The organism is Stenotrophomonas sp. SBJS02 (assembly GCF_020428325.2).
Taxonomy (GTDB): domain Bacteria; phylum Pseudomonadota; class Gammaproteobacteria; order Xanthomonadales; family Xanthomonadaceae; genus Stenotrophomonas; species Stenotrophomonas africana.
This window is the reverse complement of record NZ_CP109812.1, coordinates 81,030-95,473: the sequence shown is the minus strand read 5'-3', so window position 1 is coordinate 95,473 and position 14,444 is coordinate 81,030. Positions and strand designations below refer to the sequence as shown.

Below are 14,444 nucleotides of genomic sequence, written 5' to 3'. Positions count from 1 at the left end.
CGGCATCCATGCCGCTCACACCCCGCAAACCCACAGTGCCCCGCCTTCGACAGGTCCCCACGGCTGTTGGTAGGTGTCGACCTTGGTCGACACATCTGTCAGATATCGAAATAGATCTAGGGTCAGATCCGTTTTCCTTCGGAAAACGGATCTGACCCCAAGAGCAATTCCCACAGATCACGGAGATCTGTCGAAGGCGGGGTGGGTCCGGTGGCGGGAGTGTCCGCGGCATGGATGCCGCGGCCAAGCCCCCAGGGATGGGTTTACGGCGTCTCCCGCCACCGGACCCACCCCGCCATCCCTCGGAATACCAGCTTTCGCTGTTGCTGTTGGGTTGAGCAGGTGCAGGGCTGCAAGCCCTGCAAACCCAACACCCCTCTTAGTACAGCGTGCGCTCCGGCGCACCCGCCGGCGGCGGGGTGTACTGGTACAGCCAGGTCTCGGTAAGGGTCTTGCCACCACTGCGCAGGAACAGGCGGATGTCGATCTGCTCGGTACTGCCTTCCGGCGGCACCAGGTCGAACATGGCGCGGTAGCCGTTGATCTCGCGCAGCGGGCGCGCCGACACGATCTCGACCCGGCCACGGCTGGCTTCCACCACCGCTTCGACCTCGCCCTTGTCGATCAGCCTGGCCAGTTCGCCGCCTTCGAAGTCCACCGCGAAGCGCCAGCTGAAGTACTCGCGCTTCTTGCCGACCACGCCGCCCAGGCCGGTGCGGCTGGCCACGCAGTGCGCCAGCGGCGGACGTGCCGGCGGTTCGGCACCCCAGTACAGGCGGTAGCCGACCAGCAGCTCCTGGCCCGGTTGCGGCTTTTCCTTCGGGTTCCAGAACGCCACGATGTTGTCGAAGGTCTCGTCCACGGTGGGAATCTCCACCAGCTGCACCGAGCCCTCGCCCCACTCGCCCTTCGGCTCCACCCACAGGCACGGACGCTTCTCGTAGAACACGCCGTCGTCCTGATAGTGGTCGAAGTTGCGGTCGCGCTGCAGCAGGCCGAAACCACGCGGGTTGCGGTCCACGAACATGTTGAAGCGCAGGTTGCGCGGGTTCAGCAGCGGTCGCCAGATCCACTCGCCGGCACCGGTCCACAGCGACAGGCCATCGGTGTCGTGGATCTCCGGGCGCCAGTCCCAGGCCATGCGGCGGTCGTTCTCGCCCACCTGGTACATGCTGGTGCACGGTGCGATGCCCAACCGCTCGATCGCCTTGCGCGGGTACAGCGCGCTGTCGATGTCCATCAGCAGCACGTCGCCGTTGGTAATCGCGAAGCGATAGGCGCCGGCCACGCTGGGTGAATCCAGCAGGCCGTAGACCACGATCGTCTCTGAATCGGCCGACGGCTGTTCCAGGTAATAGGCGATGAAGTCGGGGAATTCCTCCGGCTTGCCCATGCCGGTGTCGATCGCCAGGCCACGCGCGGACTGGCCGTACTGGCCTTCCTTGCCGACCGCGCGGAAGTAGCTGGCGCCGAGGAAGGCGGCGAAGTCGCGGTCGGTGTCCTTGCGGGTGTTCAGGCGGAAACCGGCGAAGCCGAGGTCGGCCGGCAGCTCGCCGTCCTTGATGCCGCTCTTGCCGTAGTTGAAGGCTGCGCCGTCATAAGCCAGCTCCTGCGCCTTGCCGTCGACCACGTCGAACATGCGTACCGGCGAATGGAAGTACAGGCCCAGGTGGAAGAACTTGGCCTGGAACTTGCCCGGCTGGTCAGCCCACAGCGCATGGTCCTGGCGGTAGCCGATCGACTGGTACTGGTCCCAGTCCAGGCCTTCAAGGCGGCCCGGCAGCACCCGCTTGTGGCTCTTGTAGGGCGCCTGTGCCAGTGCCCGCGCCTGGCCCTTCAGGGTGGCGAAATCGAACGGCTGCGGCTGGCCGAGGCGGCGCAGGCCCATCTGGCCGCTCTTGCTGGCCGCGCACGCGGGCAGGGACGGCAGGCCGAATGCAGCCAGGGCGAGGGAGGCATTGCGGATGAAGTCGCGTCGTTGCATGCAGGCGCGTCAGGCACAGTGGGAAGGTCGGCCATCATAGGCAGACAAACGTTAACGGGCAGCGGAGATGCACCCTGCCCGTTCAGCTGCCGCTGGCTGCGTGCCTCAGCGCTGGCAGTGGCTGCACCAGACGCTGGCGCGCTGGCCGATGGTGGCGTGCTTCAGCGCGCGGCCACAGTTCGGGCAGGGCAGCCCGTTACGGCCGTACACCAGCAGTTCCTGCTCGAAGTAACCCGGCGCGCCGTCAGGGCTGATGAAATCGCGCAGCGTGGTGCCGCCACGGGTGATGGCGTAGCCCAGGATCTCCTTCACTGCATCGGCCAGACGCTGGTAGCGTTCGCGCGAGATCTTTCCTGCCTCGCGCAGCGGGCTGATGCCGGCCTTGAAGAGGCTCTCGGCCGCGTAGATGTTGCCCACGCCCACCACCACCGCCTGGTCCATCAGGAAGGTCTTCACCGGCGCACTACGGCCACGGCTGCGCGCGAACAGGTAGTCGCCGTCGAACGCGTCGTCCAGCGGTTCCGGGCCCAGCCCCTGCAGCAGCGGGTGGACTTCGCCGGTCGGCTGCCAGAGCAGGCTGCCGAAGCGGCGCGGGTCGTTGAAGCGCAGCAGACGGCCGTTGTCCAGGCTGATGTCGACGTGGTCGTGCGCGCGCAGCGGGGTATCACCGGGCAGCACGCGCAGGCTGCCGGACATGCCCAGGTGCAGCACTGCGCTGCCAATGGCGGTATCCAGCAACAGGTACTTGGCGCGACGACGGATGTCCTCGATGCGCTGCCCCGGCAGCAGCTCGGCCACTTCCGGCGGAATCGGCCAGCGCAGGTCGGCGCGGCGCAGGATCACGCCATGCACGCGGCGGCCCTGCAGGTGCGGCGCCAGTCCGCGGCGGGTGGTTTCGACTTCGGGTAGTTCGGGCATGGGGTGATTCTACGCGGGGCCATGCAAAGCCGCTGGGCATGGCGCCGCGCCGCCCTATGAATCCAGACCCGCCGCTTCCACCAGGAACGCGCCGTCGACCAGTGCGCCGCGTCCGCCCAGGCGCCAGAACGCCAGATAAGGCGCGAAATCGACGGCTGCCGGGGACAACGGCTGGGCGATATACCAGCCCAGGTACAGGTCCGAAGCGATGTGGTACAGCGCCTCGTCCAGTGCGGCCATCTGAGGGGTATCCAGCGTGCGGGCCTCGCGTACCACATCGCAGACGACGTCGTGCAGATAGGCACTGGGACCCGATTCGCGCCATGCGGCCTGCAGCTGCTCTGCGGGCGCTGCCACCACCGGCACGTCGCGCAGTGTGGCCTGCAGCGCGGACTCACCCGCCATACCTGCCACCCTCGCCAGTTCGTCCAGCCAGATGCGCGCGGCGGCCGCCACTGCCTGCACGTCGCCAGCGATGGCCGGCTGCAGGTACAGGTGCCCGTCCCTGCGCCCTGCGCCAAGCACGTCCAGCGCGCGCGACCGCAGCGCATCGGCATGCGGGAAGCCTGCGAATACCGCCGCCAGCGTATCCGGGTCGGTCACGCCCTGCAGCAGGCCGGAGAAATACCAGTCCTCGCGCTCGCTGCGGCCAGCGCAGAATTCAAGCCATTCGGCGAACAGTTCCTCGTCGATCCGGTCATCCATGGGGGAACTCCTTGGGGAACATAGGCCCGCGATGATCGCCCGGCAGCGGGTACGCAGGCCAGCATGCGCTCAGCGCGGAGGCGCCGCCAGTTCACGGGCATCCAGGACGCCATCACCGTTGGCATCCTGCTTGTGGAAGCGCTGCACGATCACCTGCCGCTGCTGCTCGCGACTGATCGCCCTGCCCTTGCCGCCGGGCAGCTCGTCGGCGCTCAGCACGCCGTCACCATTGCGGTCCATGTGGTCGAAGGCATACAGCATCCACTGCACGTACTCGGATTCACTCACCCGGCCGTCGCCATCGCTGTCCATCCGCTGCAGGTAGCTGGTGGTATCGGTGACCTGGGCCAGCGCCGCACCCGGCAGCAGCACCGCCAGCAGAACTCCGTACCCTGGCCTCACGCGCCCACCAGGCTGTAGCCCTTCAGCCGTGCGGCGTAGGCCTGCAACGCCGCGATACCGCTTTCCTCGGCCTCGCGGCACCAGGCCTGCAGCTGGTGCAGGCGCTCGGCGGCATCGTGACCACGCGCTTCCAGCAGCGCCGCCAGCCGCGCGCGGTACTCGACCAGGGTGCGGATGCGCGGGCGCTGTGCCACCCATGCGCTGAGCTGGGCACGGCTGTCCGGCTTCAGCCAGCGGCCATCGTTGACCAGGCCACGGCGCAGCCTGCGTGGCAGCAGGCGGCGCAACTTGGCGCCGGCCTGCGCGGCTTCCTCGCGCAGGGCCGGCATGAACACATTGCGCTGGTAGTCGGTCATCGCCTGGAAGCGGTGCGACAGCAGCGCCTTCAGGGTTTCGGCATCGGGCACGGCAATGTTCGGACGCACGTCCATGGCCGGTGCCACCCGCAGCACCTTGGCCAGCCGCAGCGCCCGCAGCAGGCGGATCGCACTCCAGCCGATGTCCAATTCCCAGCGCCGCATCGCAAAGCGCGCCGAACTGGGGAAGGCATGGTGGTTGTTGTGCAGCTCCTCACCACCGATCCAGAACCCCCACGGCGTGAGATTGGTGGAGGTATCGGCGGACTCGTAGTTGCGGTAGCCCCACCAGTGGCCCAGGCCATTGACCACACCGGCCGCCCAGAACGGGATCCATGCCATCTGGATCGCCCACAGGGCCACGCCAGGCAGGCCAAACAACACGGTATTGATCGCGAACAGCAGCACCGGCCCCAACGTGGCATGCGGGGTATACAGGCGGCGCTCGATCGCATCATCCGGGGTGCCGCGCCCGTACTGCTCGATGTCCGCGCGCTGGCCGCGGGCTTCGCGGTACAGCTCCACGCCGTGCCAGAACACCGTACCGATGCCGCGGGTGACCGGACTGTGCGGATCGTCCTCGGTCTCCACCTTGGCGTGGTGCTTGCGGTGGATGGCCACCCACTCGCGGGTGATCATCGAGGTGGTCAGCCACAGCCAGAAACGGAACACGTGGGCCAGCGCCGGGTGGAAATCGACCCCGCGATGGGCCTGGCTCCGGTGCAGGTACAGGGTCACCGAGAAGATGGTGATCTGGGTGAAGACCAGCAGCACCGCCAGCATGCCCCACCAGCCCAGGCCGAGCACACCACCGGTCAACAGGGACATCAGGGCATCAGGCATGACGGCTCTCCGGATCGACGCGGCAATGGCAGACATGATGGGCGCTTGCGTTGCAAACTGCATCCCTGCGGCGGTGATTGCCACCGCCTTCCGTGGCACCGTTCACAGTTGGGGACCTGAGTTGTCGAGCCTTGATCCACGCGCCAGCACCATGACCGCCGCCCCGCCCTTGGCGGAGCTGCCCCCGTTGATCGAACTGGACCGCGCCACGGTGGTGCGCGGCCAGGTGAAGGTGCTGCACGGGCTCAGCCTGCGCATTGCGCAGGGCCAGCACACCGCCCTGCTCGGCCCCAACGGCTGTGGCAAATCGACCTTCATCAAGCTGATCACCCGCGAGCTGTACCCGCTGGCCCAAGGCGACGGCTCCGTAGCGGTGAAGGTGCTGGGCCAGAACCGCTGGCAGGTGGACCGGCTGCGCTCGCAGCTGGGCATCGTCACCGGCGACCTCAGCAGCAACCTGGCCGACATGCCGGGGCTGACCGTGGAACAGGCGGTGCTGTCCGGCTTCTTTGCCAGCTACGTGGTGCCGGCCTTCCGCGAGGTGACCGACGACATGCGTGCGCGCGTCGGCGAAACGCTGGCGATGACCGGCGCCCTGTCCCTGCGCGAGCGCGCCTACGCCGAGCTGTCGGCCGGCGAGACCCGCCGCGTGCTGATCGCCCGCGCGCTGGTCAACCGGCCGCAGGCACTGCTGCTGGACGAACCCTCCACCGGGCTCGACCTGGTCGCCCGCGAACAGCTGGTGGCAACCATGCGGGTGCTGGCCCAGCAGGGCATCACCCTGGTGCTGGTGACCCACCACATCGAAGAGATCATTCCCGAGATCGAACGGGTGGTACTGCTGCGCGACGGCCGCGTACTGGCCGATGGTACCCGCGCCGAGCTGCTGCGCAACGAACCGCTGTCGGCGGTGTTCGGTGGCGCGATCACGGTGGTCGAGCAGGAAGGCCGGCTGACCGCGTACGCGGGGTGAGGCGGAGCCCTCGGGGGAAACAAGGGGCTTGGAAACCTGCGGCCACGGAAACCTGCGGCCTCGAAAACCGACAGGCCTGGGAGACCGACGGCGGTAGAGTCGACTGTTAGTCGACTATCGCGCGCAGCGCGGGATCTTTGCGATCCAGGCGAAAGGCAGTCGACTAACAGTCGACTCTACCCCGTCGTGATGCCATCCCCGTCGTCACGCCATTCCCGCCGTCACGCCATTCCCGTCGTGATGCCATTCCGTCGTCATGCCGATGCAGCGGGCCGGAACCCGGCCCGCTGCATGCAACCTCAGAACCGCAGCGCCAGCGCGCGCGACTCGATCGGTGCCATCCGGCTCTGGTCCTGCAGCTGCAGGTCGCGTAACTCATACGGCGCACCGAAACCGGCTGGCAACGCAGCCTGGTCGAACGGCAGGACCAGCTGGCCCGCGCCCGGCCCATCGAACCACGCGGCCGCATGTGCCTGCGCTACCGGCTTCAGCTGGCCATCGCGGCCGGTGGCATACAACGTGCCACGCGCCTCGTAACGACCGGCGGCGGCCACCTGCAGCGGCAGCGCCACCTGGCGGCTGGCCGGATCCGGTGCCGCCTGGCCGCTGAAGCGCGCGGTCGGCCGTGCCACCGCGAAGGCCACCTTGCCATCGCGCAGCACGCCATCGGCCTGGGCGAACACCTGCAGTTCCCACAACCCCTGCGCAGTGCCGACATCGGCCGGAATCCGCACCTGCGCACGCAGGCCGCCATCGGTGGTGCGCAGCAGCCGCTGCGGCCAGCTGCGTCCGTCCGGTGCCACCAGCAGGGCTTCACCGCCCAGGCCGCTACGCCGCGATGCCAGCTGCGCGGTGGTGACGCCGTCTTCCAGCAGGCGTGCCTGCAGCTGCACGCTGCCACCGGCCAGCACCTGTGCCTGGTTGGCCTGCACTTCCAGCCGCAGCGGGCTGTTCGGCTCGAGCACCTGCACCACGTAGCGGCCCTGTGCCTGTGCGCTCTGCAGCGTGTACGCACCGACTGCACTGGTCGCGCCGGTGCGCAGCATGCTGCTGCCATCCTTCACCGGCATGCCGGCCTCCTGCAGCGCGCGTGCATCGACACTGCGCGCCACGCTGCTGCGGCCGGCCGGGTCACGCACCTGCAGGGTGTTGGCCGGCAGCACGCGGGCACCTTCGGCCGGGCTCAGCTGGATCACCGCATCGGCAGCGGTCAGTGGCAGGTCCAGGCCGCGTTGCAGCTGCGCGCCATCGACCTGCTGCCAGTAGCTGCGGCTGACCGAGGCATACGGCGTGGCCGCCTGCAGCGGTTGCGTCGGGTCCAGCGCCCAGGCAAACGACAGCGGCGCGTGTTCGCTTTCATCGGCGGGCAGTGGCGCGGCCACCAGGGTGGCAGGCACCTGATCGCCTGCGCGGGCGGCCTGCAGCGGCTGCGCGGCCTGCGCGGCGGAAAGGGACAGCACCGTCAGCACGGCACTGGCCAGCAGGGTGGAATGGATCGTCATGGTCGTCTCCCTCACTGGCTCAGGTCGTTGCGCAGGATCGTGCCGAGGCCGAAGCACTCGCGGCGGCTCTGGTTGTGGCTGAGCGGCTCTGCTCCCTGGGTGCGCTGCTTGTCGGTGAACCAGGTGGTGCCGGCGGCCTTCTGGCTGCTGCACTCCAGGAAGCCATCGGAGCAGGACGACAGCCAGTTCTGGGTGAACTCCAGGCCGACATTGGCCGCATAGCCACCGCAGTAGCTGTTGCTGTCCCACACCGCCGATTCCACATCGCTGCCGACCATGGCACGGAACGGTTTGGGCAGCGCAGGACGACCGGCGGTGCCGTACAGGTTCTGCGCGTTGTAGGTAGCCATGCTCGCCACCTGCTGCTGGCGCACCGCATCGTTCTTGTAGCCCAGCAGCCAACCCAGCGAGGTTTCGAAGGTGTTGCCGTTGAGCACCGCATCGGCCAGCGGCGTGCCACCCGAGGACGGTGCCAGCGCGTTGACCTTGCGCACCGTACGGATGATCTTCGGATAGCGGCTGTCGTAGGTCGGGTTGGACAGGATCCAGCGCATTACGTTGCCGCCGTTGGAGTGGGTGATCACCACCAGCTGGGTGATGCCGCGGCTGTCGATGAAGTTCGTCAGCTGGTTGGCCAGGCAGCCGGCCGCTTCCGGTTTCCACATGTACTGGGTGAAGTCGCAGTTGATGACCACGTAGTTGCTGCTGTTCGGCAGGCCCTGGCGCACGGTGTCGATGATCGCCGGCTGCCAGTAGTCCTGGGTGGCATTGGTCTGCGCGCCGGTGCCGTGCACGAAGGCCACGCCGACCACGTCGGCGGCCTGCGCCGGGGCGGTTGCCAGCCCGAGGAGCAGGGCCAGGACGGTACTTCCTGTTGCGGTGCTGCGCATCGCTTCTCTCCCTCTGTCTTCGGATCCCCCCGACCCGGCTGGAACTGGACGGCCCTGGCGCTTGCCGTTGTGCCGATGCTCGCGGGGCAGCGGTGTGAAAGTCCGTGCGCTGCGCCCGGATTCAGGAGACTGACGTCAAACGATGACGCTTTTCATATCGCGACAATGACCATGCCGGGTCTGGCCGTATGACCGATGACCACTGCGTTGTCGTATTCGGGCTGCGATCATGGCGCGATGTTTTTCCTCCGGAGCCCGTCCATGTCGCTGCTTTCCCACCCCGCCCGCCCCCTGCTCGGCCTCGCCGTTGCCGTGGCCCTGGCCGGCTGTGCTGCCACCGCCACCAAGCCGACTGCCGTCGAAGCCAACATCACCACCAAGGCGGTGGGCTATCTGGACAAGAACGCGGTACCGGCCAGTCTCGAGCTGGTGCCGGCACCTCCGGTGGCCGGTTCGGCCGCCCTCGCACTGGACGAGCAGGTCAGCCGTGAAGCCCGGGCGCTGCGTGGCAGCCCGCGCTTCGCCCAGGCCGGTGTGGATGCGGAACTCGGCTTTCCCGAAGGCGCCAACCACTTCTCCTGCGCCGCTGACATCGACGTCGATGCAGTGAAGACCCCGGCGCTGTACCGACTGCTGGAGCGCAGCCGGATCGACGCCAGCGCCGCCACCAAGGCCGCCAAGAACCACTACCAGCGCCCCCGCCCGTTCATGGTCAATGGTGAACCGACCTGCTCGCCGAAGGACGAGGAAGGCCTGCGCGAGAATGGTTCCTACCCCTCCGGCCACACCTCGATCGGCTGGGCCTGGGCCCTGATCCTGTCGGAGATCGCACCGGATCGCGCCGATGCCATCCAGGCCCGCGGCCGCAACTACGGCGAGAGCCGCCTGGTGTGCAACGTGCACTGGCAGAGCGACATCCTCGAGGGCCGCTTCATGGGTGCCGCCGCCGTGGCCCGCCTGCACGACAACGCCGCGTTCAACAAGGACCTGCTGGCCGCACGCAGGGAGATCGCTGCCGCGCGCAAGGCCGGCCTGCACTCCAGCCGCGACTGCACCACCGAGAACGCGGTACTGAAGGTGCGCCCGCAGAGCGCGCTGTAAGCCATGCCTCTGTAGAGCCGAGCCATGCTCGGCTCATGGCAGTCGAGCATGGCTCGACTCTACAGAAAGCAGGAAACAGAAGGGCCGGCATTACGCCGGCCCTTCTTCATTGCATTACCGCAGCCACCGCATCAGAACTTCGCAGTGAACTCCACGCCCCAGGTGCGCGGCTCGTTGAGGAAGCCGGTCAGGTTGTTGAAGTCGATCGCGCCGACCACGCGGGTCTGGTTGGTCAGGTTGCGGCCGAACACGGCCACGTCGTACTGGCCGTAATCCCAGTTGTAGCCCAGGCGCAGGCCGCCTTCCAGCGAACTACGGCCGCGGAATTCCGGCGACTCGTAGATGAAGAAGTTCACCGCGCTGCGGTAGGCCCAGTCGGTGTAGGCATACAGCTCGCTGCCATCGCTGAGCGGAAAGCCGACGCGCAGGGTCGCGTTGTGGATCCACTTCGGCGCCTGCGGCAGCGGGTTGCCGTTCACCAGCGCATAGGTCTGGCCGTTGATCACCGTGGTCGGGTCGGTGATGGTGCAGCCGCCGCCACAGATCGCCACCGCCAGGTTCTTGTCCTTGATCTCGGTGTCGTTGTAGCTGCTGCCGAAGGTCAGCAGGACGTTGTCGGCCAGGTAGGCCTCCAGGTCCAGTTCCACGCCCTGGCCAATGGTCTTGTCGGCGTTGAGCAGGGTGGCGGTGTTGTTGCTGCCACCCACCGCGATCAGCTGCTGGCCGTCGACGTTGTAGCGGAACACGCTCAGGCCCAGGCGTGCGCGACGTTCGAACAGGTCGGCCTTGATGCCGGCTTCGTACGAGATCACCTTCTCCGAATCGGCCTGCGACAGCCCCGGCGCGAAGGCCAGGCGGCCCTGGATCGACGGCGCGCGGAAGCCCTTGGCCACGCGGGCGTAAGCATTGATGTCGTCGGTCAGCTTGTACACGCCGCTCAGGTCCCAGCTGACGTCGTTGACGTCGGTGTTGGCCAGGTACGGGCCACTGACCGGGGTGCCGAACGGAACGGCCTGCAGCACGCTGGCGCTGAAGTCCTTCTTGTCCTGCGTGTAGCGCACGCCGGCGCGCAGCTTGAAGCGGTCGGTGACATCGAAGTCACCCGAAGCGAACACCGCCCACGCCTTGTTGCGCTGGTTCTGCACCACGTGGCCGGTCTGCGGATTGCCCGGGGTCAGCGAGTCGTAGTTGAAGTTGTTGATGGTCACGTCTTCATCGAAGTAGAAGACGCCGGCCTGCCAATCGAAGCGGCCCCACTCGTTGGACTCGATGCGCACTTCCTGCGTCCACTGGCGGTGATGCGGCAGGCCGTCAGCCGACTCCGACGAGAACGGAATCAGGCCCGGGCCGTAGTTGCCGGCACCCAGGAAGGCCGCACCGTAGCCACCGTCGATATCGCCACGGTTGAGCGATTCGGCGGTTTCGTAGCCAGTGATCGAGTGCAGCGTCACCGAGCCGAGGTTCCACTGCAGGCGCGCGCTGCCGCCCCAGGTCTCCAGGTCGGAGAAGTTGACGCCATCGTTGGCCACCTTGTCGCGATCGAAGTTCTCGACCAGCGAATTGCCGCCCTTCTGGATGATGTTGGCGCGGAACAGGCGCGCGGTACCGTTGAGCTTGCGCTTGTGCAGGTTGAACAGCGCTTCGAAGTCGTCGCCTTCGTACAGGAACTGCACGCGGCCGGCGGCTTCGTCATAGCCTTCGAAACCGCTGTTGGGGGCGCCAACGCGGGTGTTGTCCACCCAGTCGTCGCGGCGCTGGTAGATGGCCGAGACACGTGCCGACCAGCGGTCGGTGAGCGGACCGCCGTAGGCGCCCTGTACGTTCCAGCTGTTGTAGCTGCCGTAGCCGACGCGGATGTAGCCATCGGCATCCTGCGACGGACGCGCCGAATCGAACTTGACCACGCCGGCGGGGGTGTTGCGGCCGAACAGCGTGCCCTGCGGGCCACGCAGCACTTCCACGTTGGCCAGGTCGAACAGCGGGAAGCCCTTCAGCAGCGGGCTTTCCTGCACCACGTCGTCATACACCAGCGACACCGGCTGCGACGCATTGAGGTCGAAGTCGGTGTTGCCCAGGCCGCGGATGTAGAAGCGCGGGAAGGCACGGCCGTAGGACGACTCGATGTTGAGGCTGGGCACGCGTGCGGCCAGGAAGCGGATGTCATCGCCGGCCGAGCCGAGCACATCCAGCTTCTCGCCCTGGATCGCGCTCAATGCGACCGGTACGTCCTTGGCGTTCTCGACGCGGCGCTGCGCGGTCACCTGCAGGGCATCGAGGGCAACCGGGTCCTTGGCAGCGGGGGTTTCCTGGGCGGCTGCTACCAGCGGCAGCAGGGCGGAAAGAGCGGCAACGAGAGGGCGCGCGACCGGAAGGCGGCCACGGGAAGTACGGGTCGGGGACATGGCGGTAGGCTGTGTTTGGAGGGGTGGTAAAACGGCGCTACCAGATAATTGTTGCAATACAGCACCTGCCCCGCAAATGCCCGCCGTTCATGGCCACGTCGCCCCGGAGCCGGGTCGCTCGCTAGACTGGTGTTTTCCACCCTCGCGGAGCCGCCGCAATGACCCAGTGGTACTTCCATGCCTCCGCCCAGGCCGAACGCGTCGGCCCGCTCGAAGACGAAGCCGCGCGCCGCTATGCGCAGGCCAACCCGCGCGCGCTGGCCTGGTGCCAGGGCATGAGCGGGTGGACGCCGATCGCCGAGGTGGCCGAGCTGCAGGCGCCGGCCCCGGGCATGCCCAATATCCCGCCGCCGGTCCCGGTCTCCGCCGCCGCCAACGGCCGCGCCGACGACATCGAATTCCGCATCGTCGGCCATGAAATGCAGTTCGTGGAAATCGAGCTCGACCCCGGCGAGAGCGCCATTGCCGAGGCCGGCGCATTGATGTTCAAGGACGCCACCGTGCAGATGGACACGGTGTTCGGCGCCGCCAACGGCGACCAGGGCGGCGGCTTCATGGGCAAGGTGATGGCCGCCGGCAAGCGCGTGCTGACCGGCGAGAGCCTGTTCGCCACCGTCTATACCCAGAGCGGCCACGGCAAGGGCAAGGTCGCCTTCGCCGCGCCCTACCCCGGCACCGTACTGGCAATGAAGCTGGACCAGCATGGCGGCCGCCTGGTCTGCCAGAAGGACAGCTTCCTGGCCGGCGCGCGCGGCGTGCAGATCGGCGTGCAGTTCCAGCGCAAGATCATGACCGGCCTGTTCGGCGGCGAAGGCTTCATCATGCAGAAGCTGGAAGGCGACGGCTGGGTGTTCATCCATGCCGGCGGTTGCGTGGTGGAGCGCGAGCTGGCGGCCGGCGAGCGGCTGGATGTGGATACCGGCTGTGTGGTGGCCTACCACCCGACCGTGGACATGGACGTACGCCGGGTCACCGGCATCAAGAGCATGCTGTTCGGTGGCGAAGGCGTGTTCCTGGCCACGCTCACCGGTCCGGGCAAGGTCTGGCTGCAGTCGCTGCCGTTCTCGCGCCTGGCCGGCCGCATGTGGATGGCCGCGCCGCAGGGCGGCGGCCAGAACCGCGGCGAAGGCTCGGTGCTGGGCGGCCTGGGCCGGATGCTGGACGGCGACAACCGGTTCTGACCGCCTTCGGTCGTGCCGGCCGCTGGCCGGCAGCCCCGTGGACCGTTGCCAGTTTCCCAATGGTTGCCGGCCAGCGGCCGGCACTACCTTTATGAATGGGCGGTGCTTCCCACCCTGCCCGCCCCGCCACGGCTTCGGTATGCTGGCGCCCTTTCCTGAATCCGGCGCCGCGAGCGCACTGCCGATGAGCCTGTTCCGCCCCCGCATGCTGCTGTCCGTCGCCCTGATCGGCCTGCTGGCCGGCTGCGGTGGCGATCCGGTCCGCCCCACGCCGCCGCCTGCGCCGACCGTGGTGCCGCAGGCCAAGCCGGTGAAGATCGGCATCGCCCTCGGTGGTGGCGCAGCCAAGGGCTTCGCCCACATCGGCGTGATCAAGATGCTGGAGGCCAACGGCTTCGAGCCGGCCGTGGTGTCCGGCACCAGCGCCGGCAGCGTGGTTGGTGCGCTGTATGCCAGTGGCATGGACGCGTTCCAGATGCAGAGCAAGGCGGTCGCGCTGGACGAAGCCAGCATCCGCGACGTGCGCCTGTTCTCCGGTGGCCTGGTGCAGGGCCAGAAGCTGCAGGACTACGTCAACGAGCAGGTCGCCAACCGTCCCGCCGAGCGCCTGAAAAAGCCGTTCGCCGCCGTCGCCACCCAGCTGGAAACCGGCGAGCGTGCGATCTTCGTGCGCGGCAACGTCGGCCAGGCGGTGCGCGCGTCGAGCAGCATCCCCGGCGTGTTCGAACCGGTGAAGATCGGCGGCCGCAACTACATCGACGGCGGCGTGGTCAGCCCGGTGCCGGTCGATGCCGCACGCCAGCTCGGCGCCGACTTCGTGATCGCCGTGGACATCTCCAGCAAGGCCAGCGGCAAGGCGCCGACCGACATGCTGGGCATCGTCAACCAGTCCATCTCGATCATGGGCCAGCGCCTGGGCGAGCAGGAACTGGCACGCGCCGACATCGTCATCCGCCCGAAGGTGCTGGACATCGGTGCCGCCGACTTCAGCCAGCGTGGCACCGCGATCCTCGAAGGCGAAAAGGCCGCCATGGCGGCGATGCCGCAGATCCGAGCCAAGATCCAGCAGCTGCAGCGCGCGCGCGCCGCCGCAGCGGCACCGGCCCCGGTGGCCGCGCCGAAGTGCGAGGAAGCCTCGCGCCTGGGCAAGCTGATGGGCCGCAAGGACAAGTGCTGACCTGAGCCAG

12 protein-coding genes are annotated in these 14,444 nt (G+C 67.8%); 4 read left to right on the top strand and 8 right to left on the bottom strand.

What is annotated here, in order from left to right; translation table 11 throughout:
• Positions 1-379: 379 nt before the first annotated feature.
• From FQS62_RS00435 to FQS62_RS00415, 5 genes are all read right to left on the bottom strand, one after another.
• Positions 380-1,984: an OpgD/OpgG family glucan biosynthesis protein gene (locus FQS62_RS00435; protein ID WP_012509627.1), complete on the bottom strand. Its 1,605-nt coding sequence runs from the start codon at positions 1,982-1,984 to the stop codon at positions 380-382.
• A gap of 105 nt (positions 1,985-2,089) precedes the next feature.
• Positions 2,090-2,902 (bottom strand): bifunctional DNA-formamidopyrimidine glycosylase/DNA-(apurinic or apyrimidinic site) lyase, encoded by an 813-nt coding sequence (gene mutM / locus FQS62_RS00430; RefSeq protein WP_208043755.1) that lies wholly within the window; start codon positions 2,900-2,902, stop codon positions 2,090-2,092.
• A gap of 54 nt (positions 2,903-2,956) precedes the next feature.
• On the bottom strand, positions 2,957-3,607 hold the full coding sequence (locus tag FQS62_RS00425) for a hypothetical protein (RefSeq protein WP_204309948.1): 651 nt from the start codon (positions 3,605-3,607) through the stop codon (positions 2,957-2,959).
• A 69-nt stretch (positions 3,608-3,676) separates the two neighbouring features.
• Positions 3,677-4,009 (bottom strand): EF-hand domain-containing protein, encoded by a 333-nt coding sequence (locus FQS62_RS00420; RefSeq protein WP_099590194.1) that lies wholly within the window; start codon positions 4,007-4,009, stop codon positions 3,677-3,679.
• A complete protein-coding gene (locus FQS62_RS00415; protein ID WP_208043756.1) occupies positions 4,006-5,208 on the bottom strand; it encodes a DesA family fatty acid desaturase in 1,203 nt (400 codons plus the stop codon). The genes FQS62_RS00420 and FQS62_RS00415 overlap by 4 nt, the downstream gene beginning before the upstream one ends.
• Positions 5,209-5,359: 151 nt before the next feature.
• On the opposite strand from FQS62_RS00415, the gene FQS62_RS00410 reads away from it, so the two are divergent.
• Positions 5,360-6,181 (top strand): ABC transporter ATP-binding protein, encoded by an 822-nt coding sequence (locus FQS62_RS00410; RefSeq protein WP_208043757.1) that lies wholly within the window; start codon positions 5,360-5,362, stop codon positions 6,179-6,181.
• Positions 6,182-6,480: 299 nt separating this feature from the next.
• Here the strand turns inward: FQS62_RS00410 and FQS62_RS00405 are convergent, their stop codons facing one another.
• Positions 6,481-7,683 carry a DUF4785 domain-containing protein gene (locus FQS62_RS00405; protein WP_208043618.1) on the bottom strand — a complete coding sequence of 401 codons (1,203 nt, stop codon included), beginning with the start codon at positions 7,681-7,683 and terminating at the stop codon, positions 6,481-6,483.
• 11 nt (positions 7,684-7,694) lie between these two features.
• Positions 7,695-8,573: a hypothetical protein gene (locus FQS62_RS00400; RefSeq protein ID WP_208043619.1), complete on the bottom strand. Its 879-nt coding sequence runs from the start codon at positions 8,571-8,573 to the stop codon at positions 7,695-7,697.
• 261 nt (positions 8,574-8,834) lie between these two features.
• Between FQS62_RS00400 and FQS62_RS00395 the strand changes: the two genes are divergently transcribed.
• Positions 8,835-9,674, top strand: coding sequence for an acid phosphatase (locus FQS62_RS00395; RefSeq protein ID WP_164198222.1), 840 nt, complete (start codon positions 8,835-8,837; stop codon positions 9,672-9,674).
• Between the two features lie 131 nt (positions 9,675-9,805).
• On the opposite strand, the gene FQS62_RS00390 is transcribed toward FQS62_RS00395, so the two are convergent.
• The gene (locus FQS62_RS00390; RefSeq protein ID WP_049444578.1) at positions 9,806-12,076 is read right to left on the bottom strand and encodes a TonB-dependent receptor; all 2,271 of its coding nucleotides are present in this window, start codon (positions 12,074-12,076) and stop codon (positions 9,806-9,808) included.
• A gap of 158 nt (positions 12,077-12,234) precedes the next feature.
• On the opposite strand from FQS62_RS00390, the gene FQS62_RS00385 reads away from it, so the two are divergent.
• Both FQS62_RS00385 and FQS62_RS00380 read left to right on the top strand, forming a co-directional pair.
• Positions 12,235-13,257, top strand: coding sequence for a TIGR00266 family protein (locus tag FQS62_RS00385; protein WP_208043620.1), 1,023 nt, complete (start codon positions 12,235-12,237; stop codon positions 13,255-13,257).
• Positions 13,258-13,441: 184 nt separating this feature from the next.
• A complete protein-coding gene (locus tag FQS62_RS00380) occupies positions 13,442-14,434 on the top strand; it encodes a patatin-like phospholipase family protein (RefSeq protein ID WP_019337382.1) in 993 nt (330 codons plus the stop codon).
• The last annotated feature ends 10 nt before the right edge of the window (positions 14,435-14,444 follow it).

What these genes read in the sequence shown, in the direction of transcription:
- FQS62_RS00400 (WP_208043619.1), bottom strand. Translation starts at nt 8,573, where the DNA reads ATGCGCAGCACCGCAACAGGAAGTACCGTCCTGGCCCTGCTCCTCGGG.
- FQS62_RS00415 (WP_208043756.1), bottom strand. Translation starts at nt 5,208, where the DNA reads ATGCCTGATGCCCTGATGTCCCTGTTGACCGGTGGTGTGCTCGGCCTG.
- FQS62_RS00380 (WP_019337382.1), top strand. Translation starts at nt 13,442, where the DNA reads ATGAGCCTGTTCCGCCCCCGCATGCTGCTGTCCGTCGCCCTGATCGGC.
- FQS62_RS00395 (WP_164198222.1), top strand. Translation starts at nt 8,835, where the DNA reads ATGTCGCTGCTTTCCCACCCCGCCCGCCCCCTGCTCGGCCTCGCCGTT.
- FQS62_RS00390 (WP_049444578.1), bottom strand. Translation starts at nt 12,076, where the DNA reads ATGTCCCCGACCCGTACTTCCCGTGGCCGCCTTCCGGTCGCGCGCCCT.
- FQS62_RS00405 (WP_208043618.1), bottom strand. Translation starts at nt 7,683, where the DNA reads ATGACGATCCATTCCACCCTGCTGGCCAGTGCCGTGCTGACGGTGCTG.
- FQS62_RS00410 (WP_208043757.1), top strand. Translation starts at nt 5,360, where the DNA reads ATGACCGCCGCCCCGCCCTTGGCGGAGCTGCCCCCGTTGATCGAACTG.
- FQS62_RS00425 (WP_204309948.1), bottom strand. Translation starts at nt 3,607, where the DNA reads ATGGATGACCGGATCGACGAGGAACTGTTCGCCGAATGGCTTGAATTC.
- mutM (WP_208043755.1), bottom strand. Translation starts at nt 2,902, where the DNA reads ATGCCCGAACTACCCGAAGTCGAAACCACCCGCCGCGGACTGGCGCCG.
- FQS62_RS00435 (WP_012509627.1), bottom strand. Translation starts at nt 1,984, where the DNA reads ATGCAACGACGCGACTTCATCCGCAATGCCTCCCTCGCCCTGGCTGCA.
- FQS62_RS00385 (WP_208043620.1), top strand. Translation starts at nt 12,235, where the DNA reads ATGACCCAGTGGTACTTCCATGCCTCCGCCCAGGCCGAACGCGTCGGC.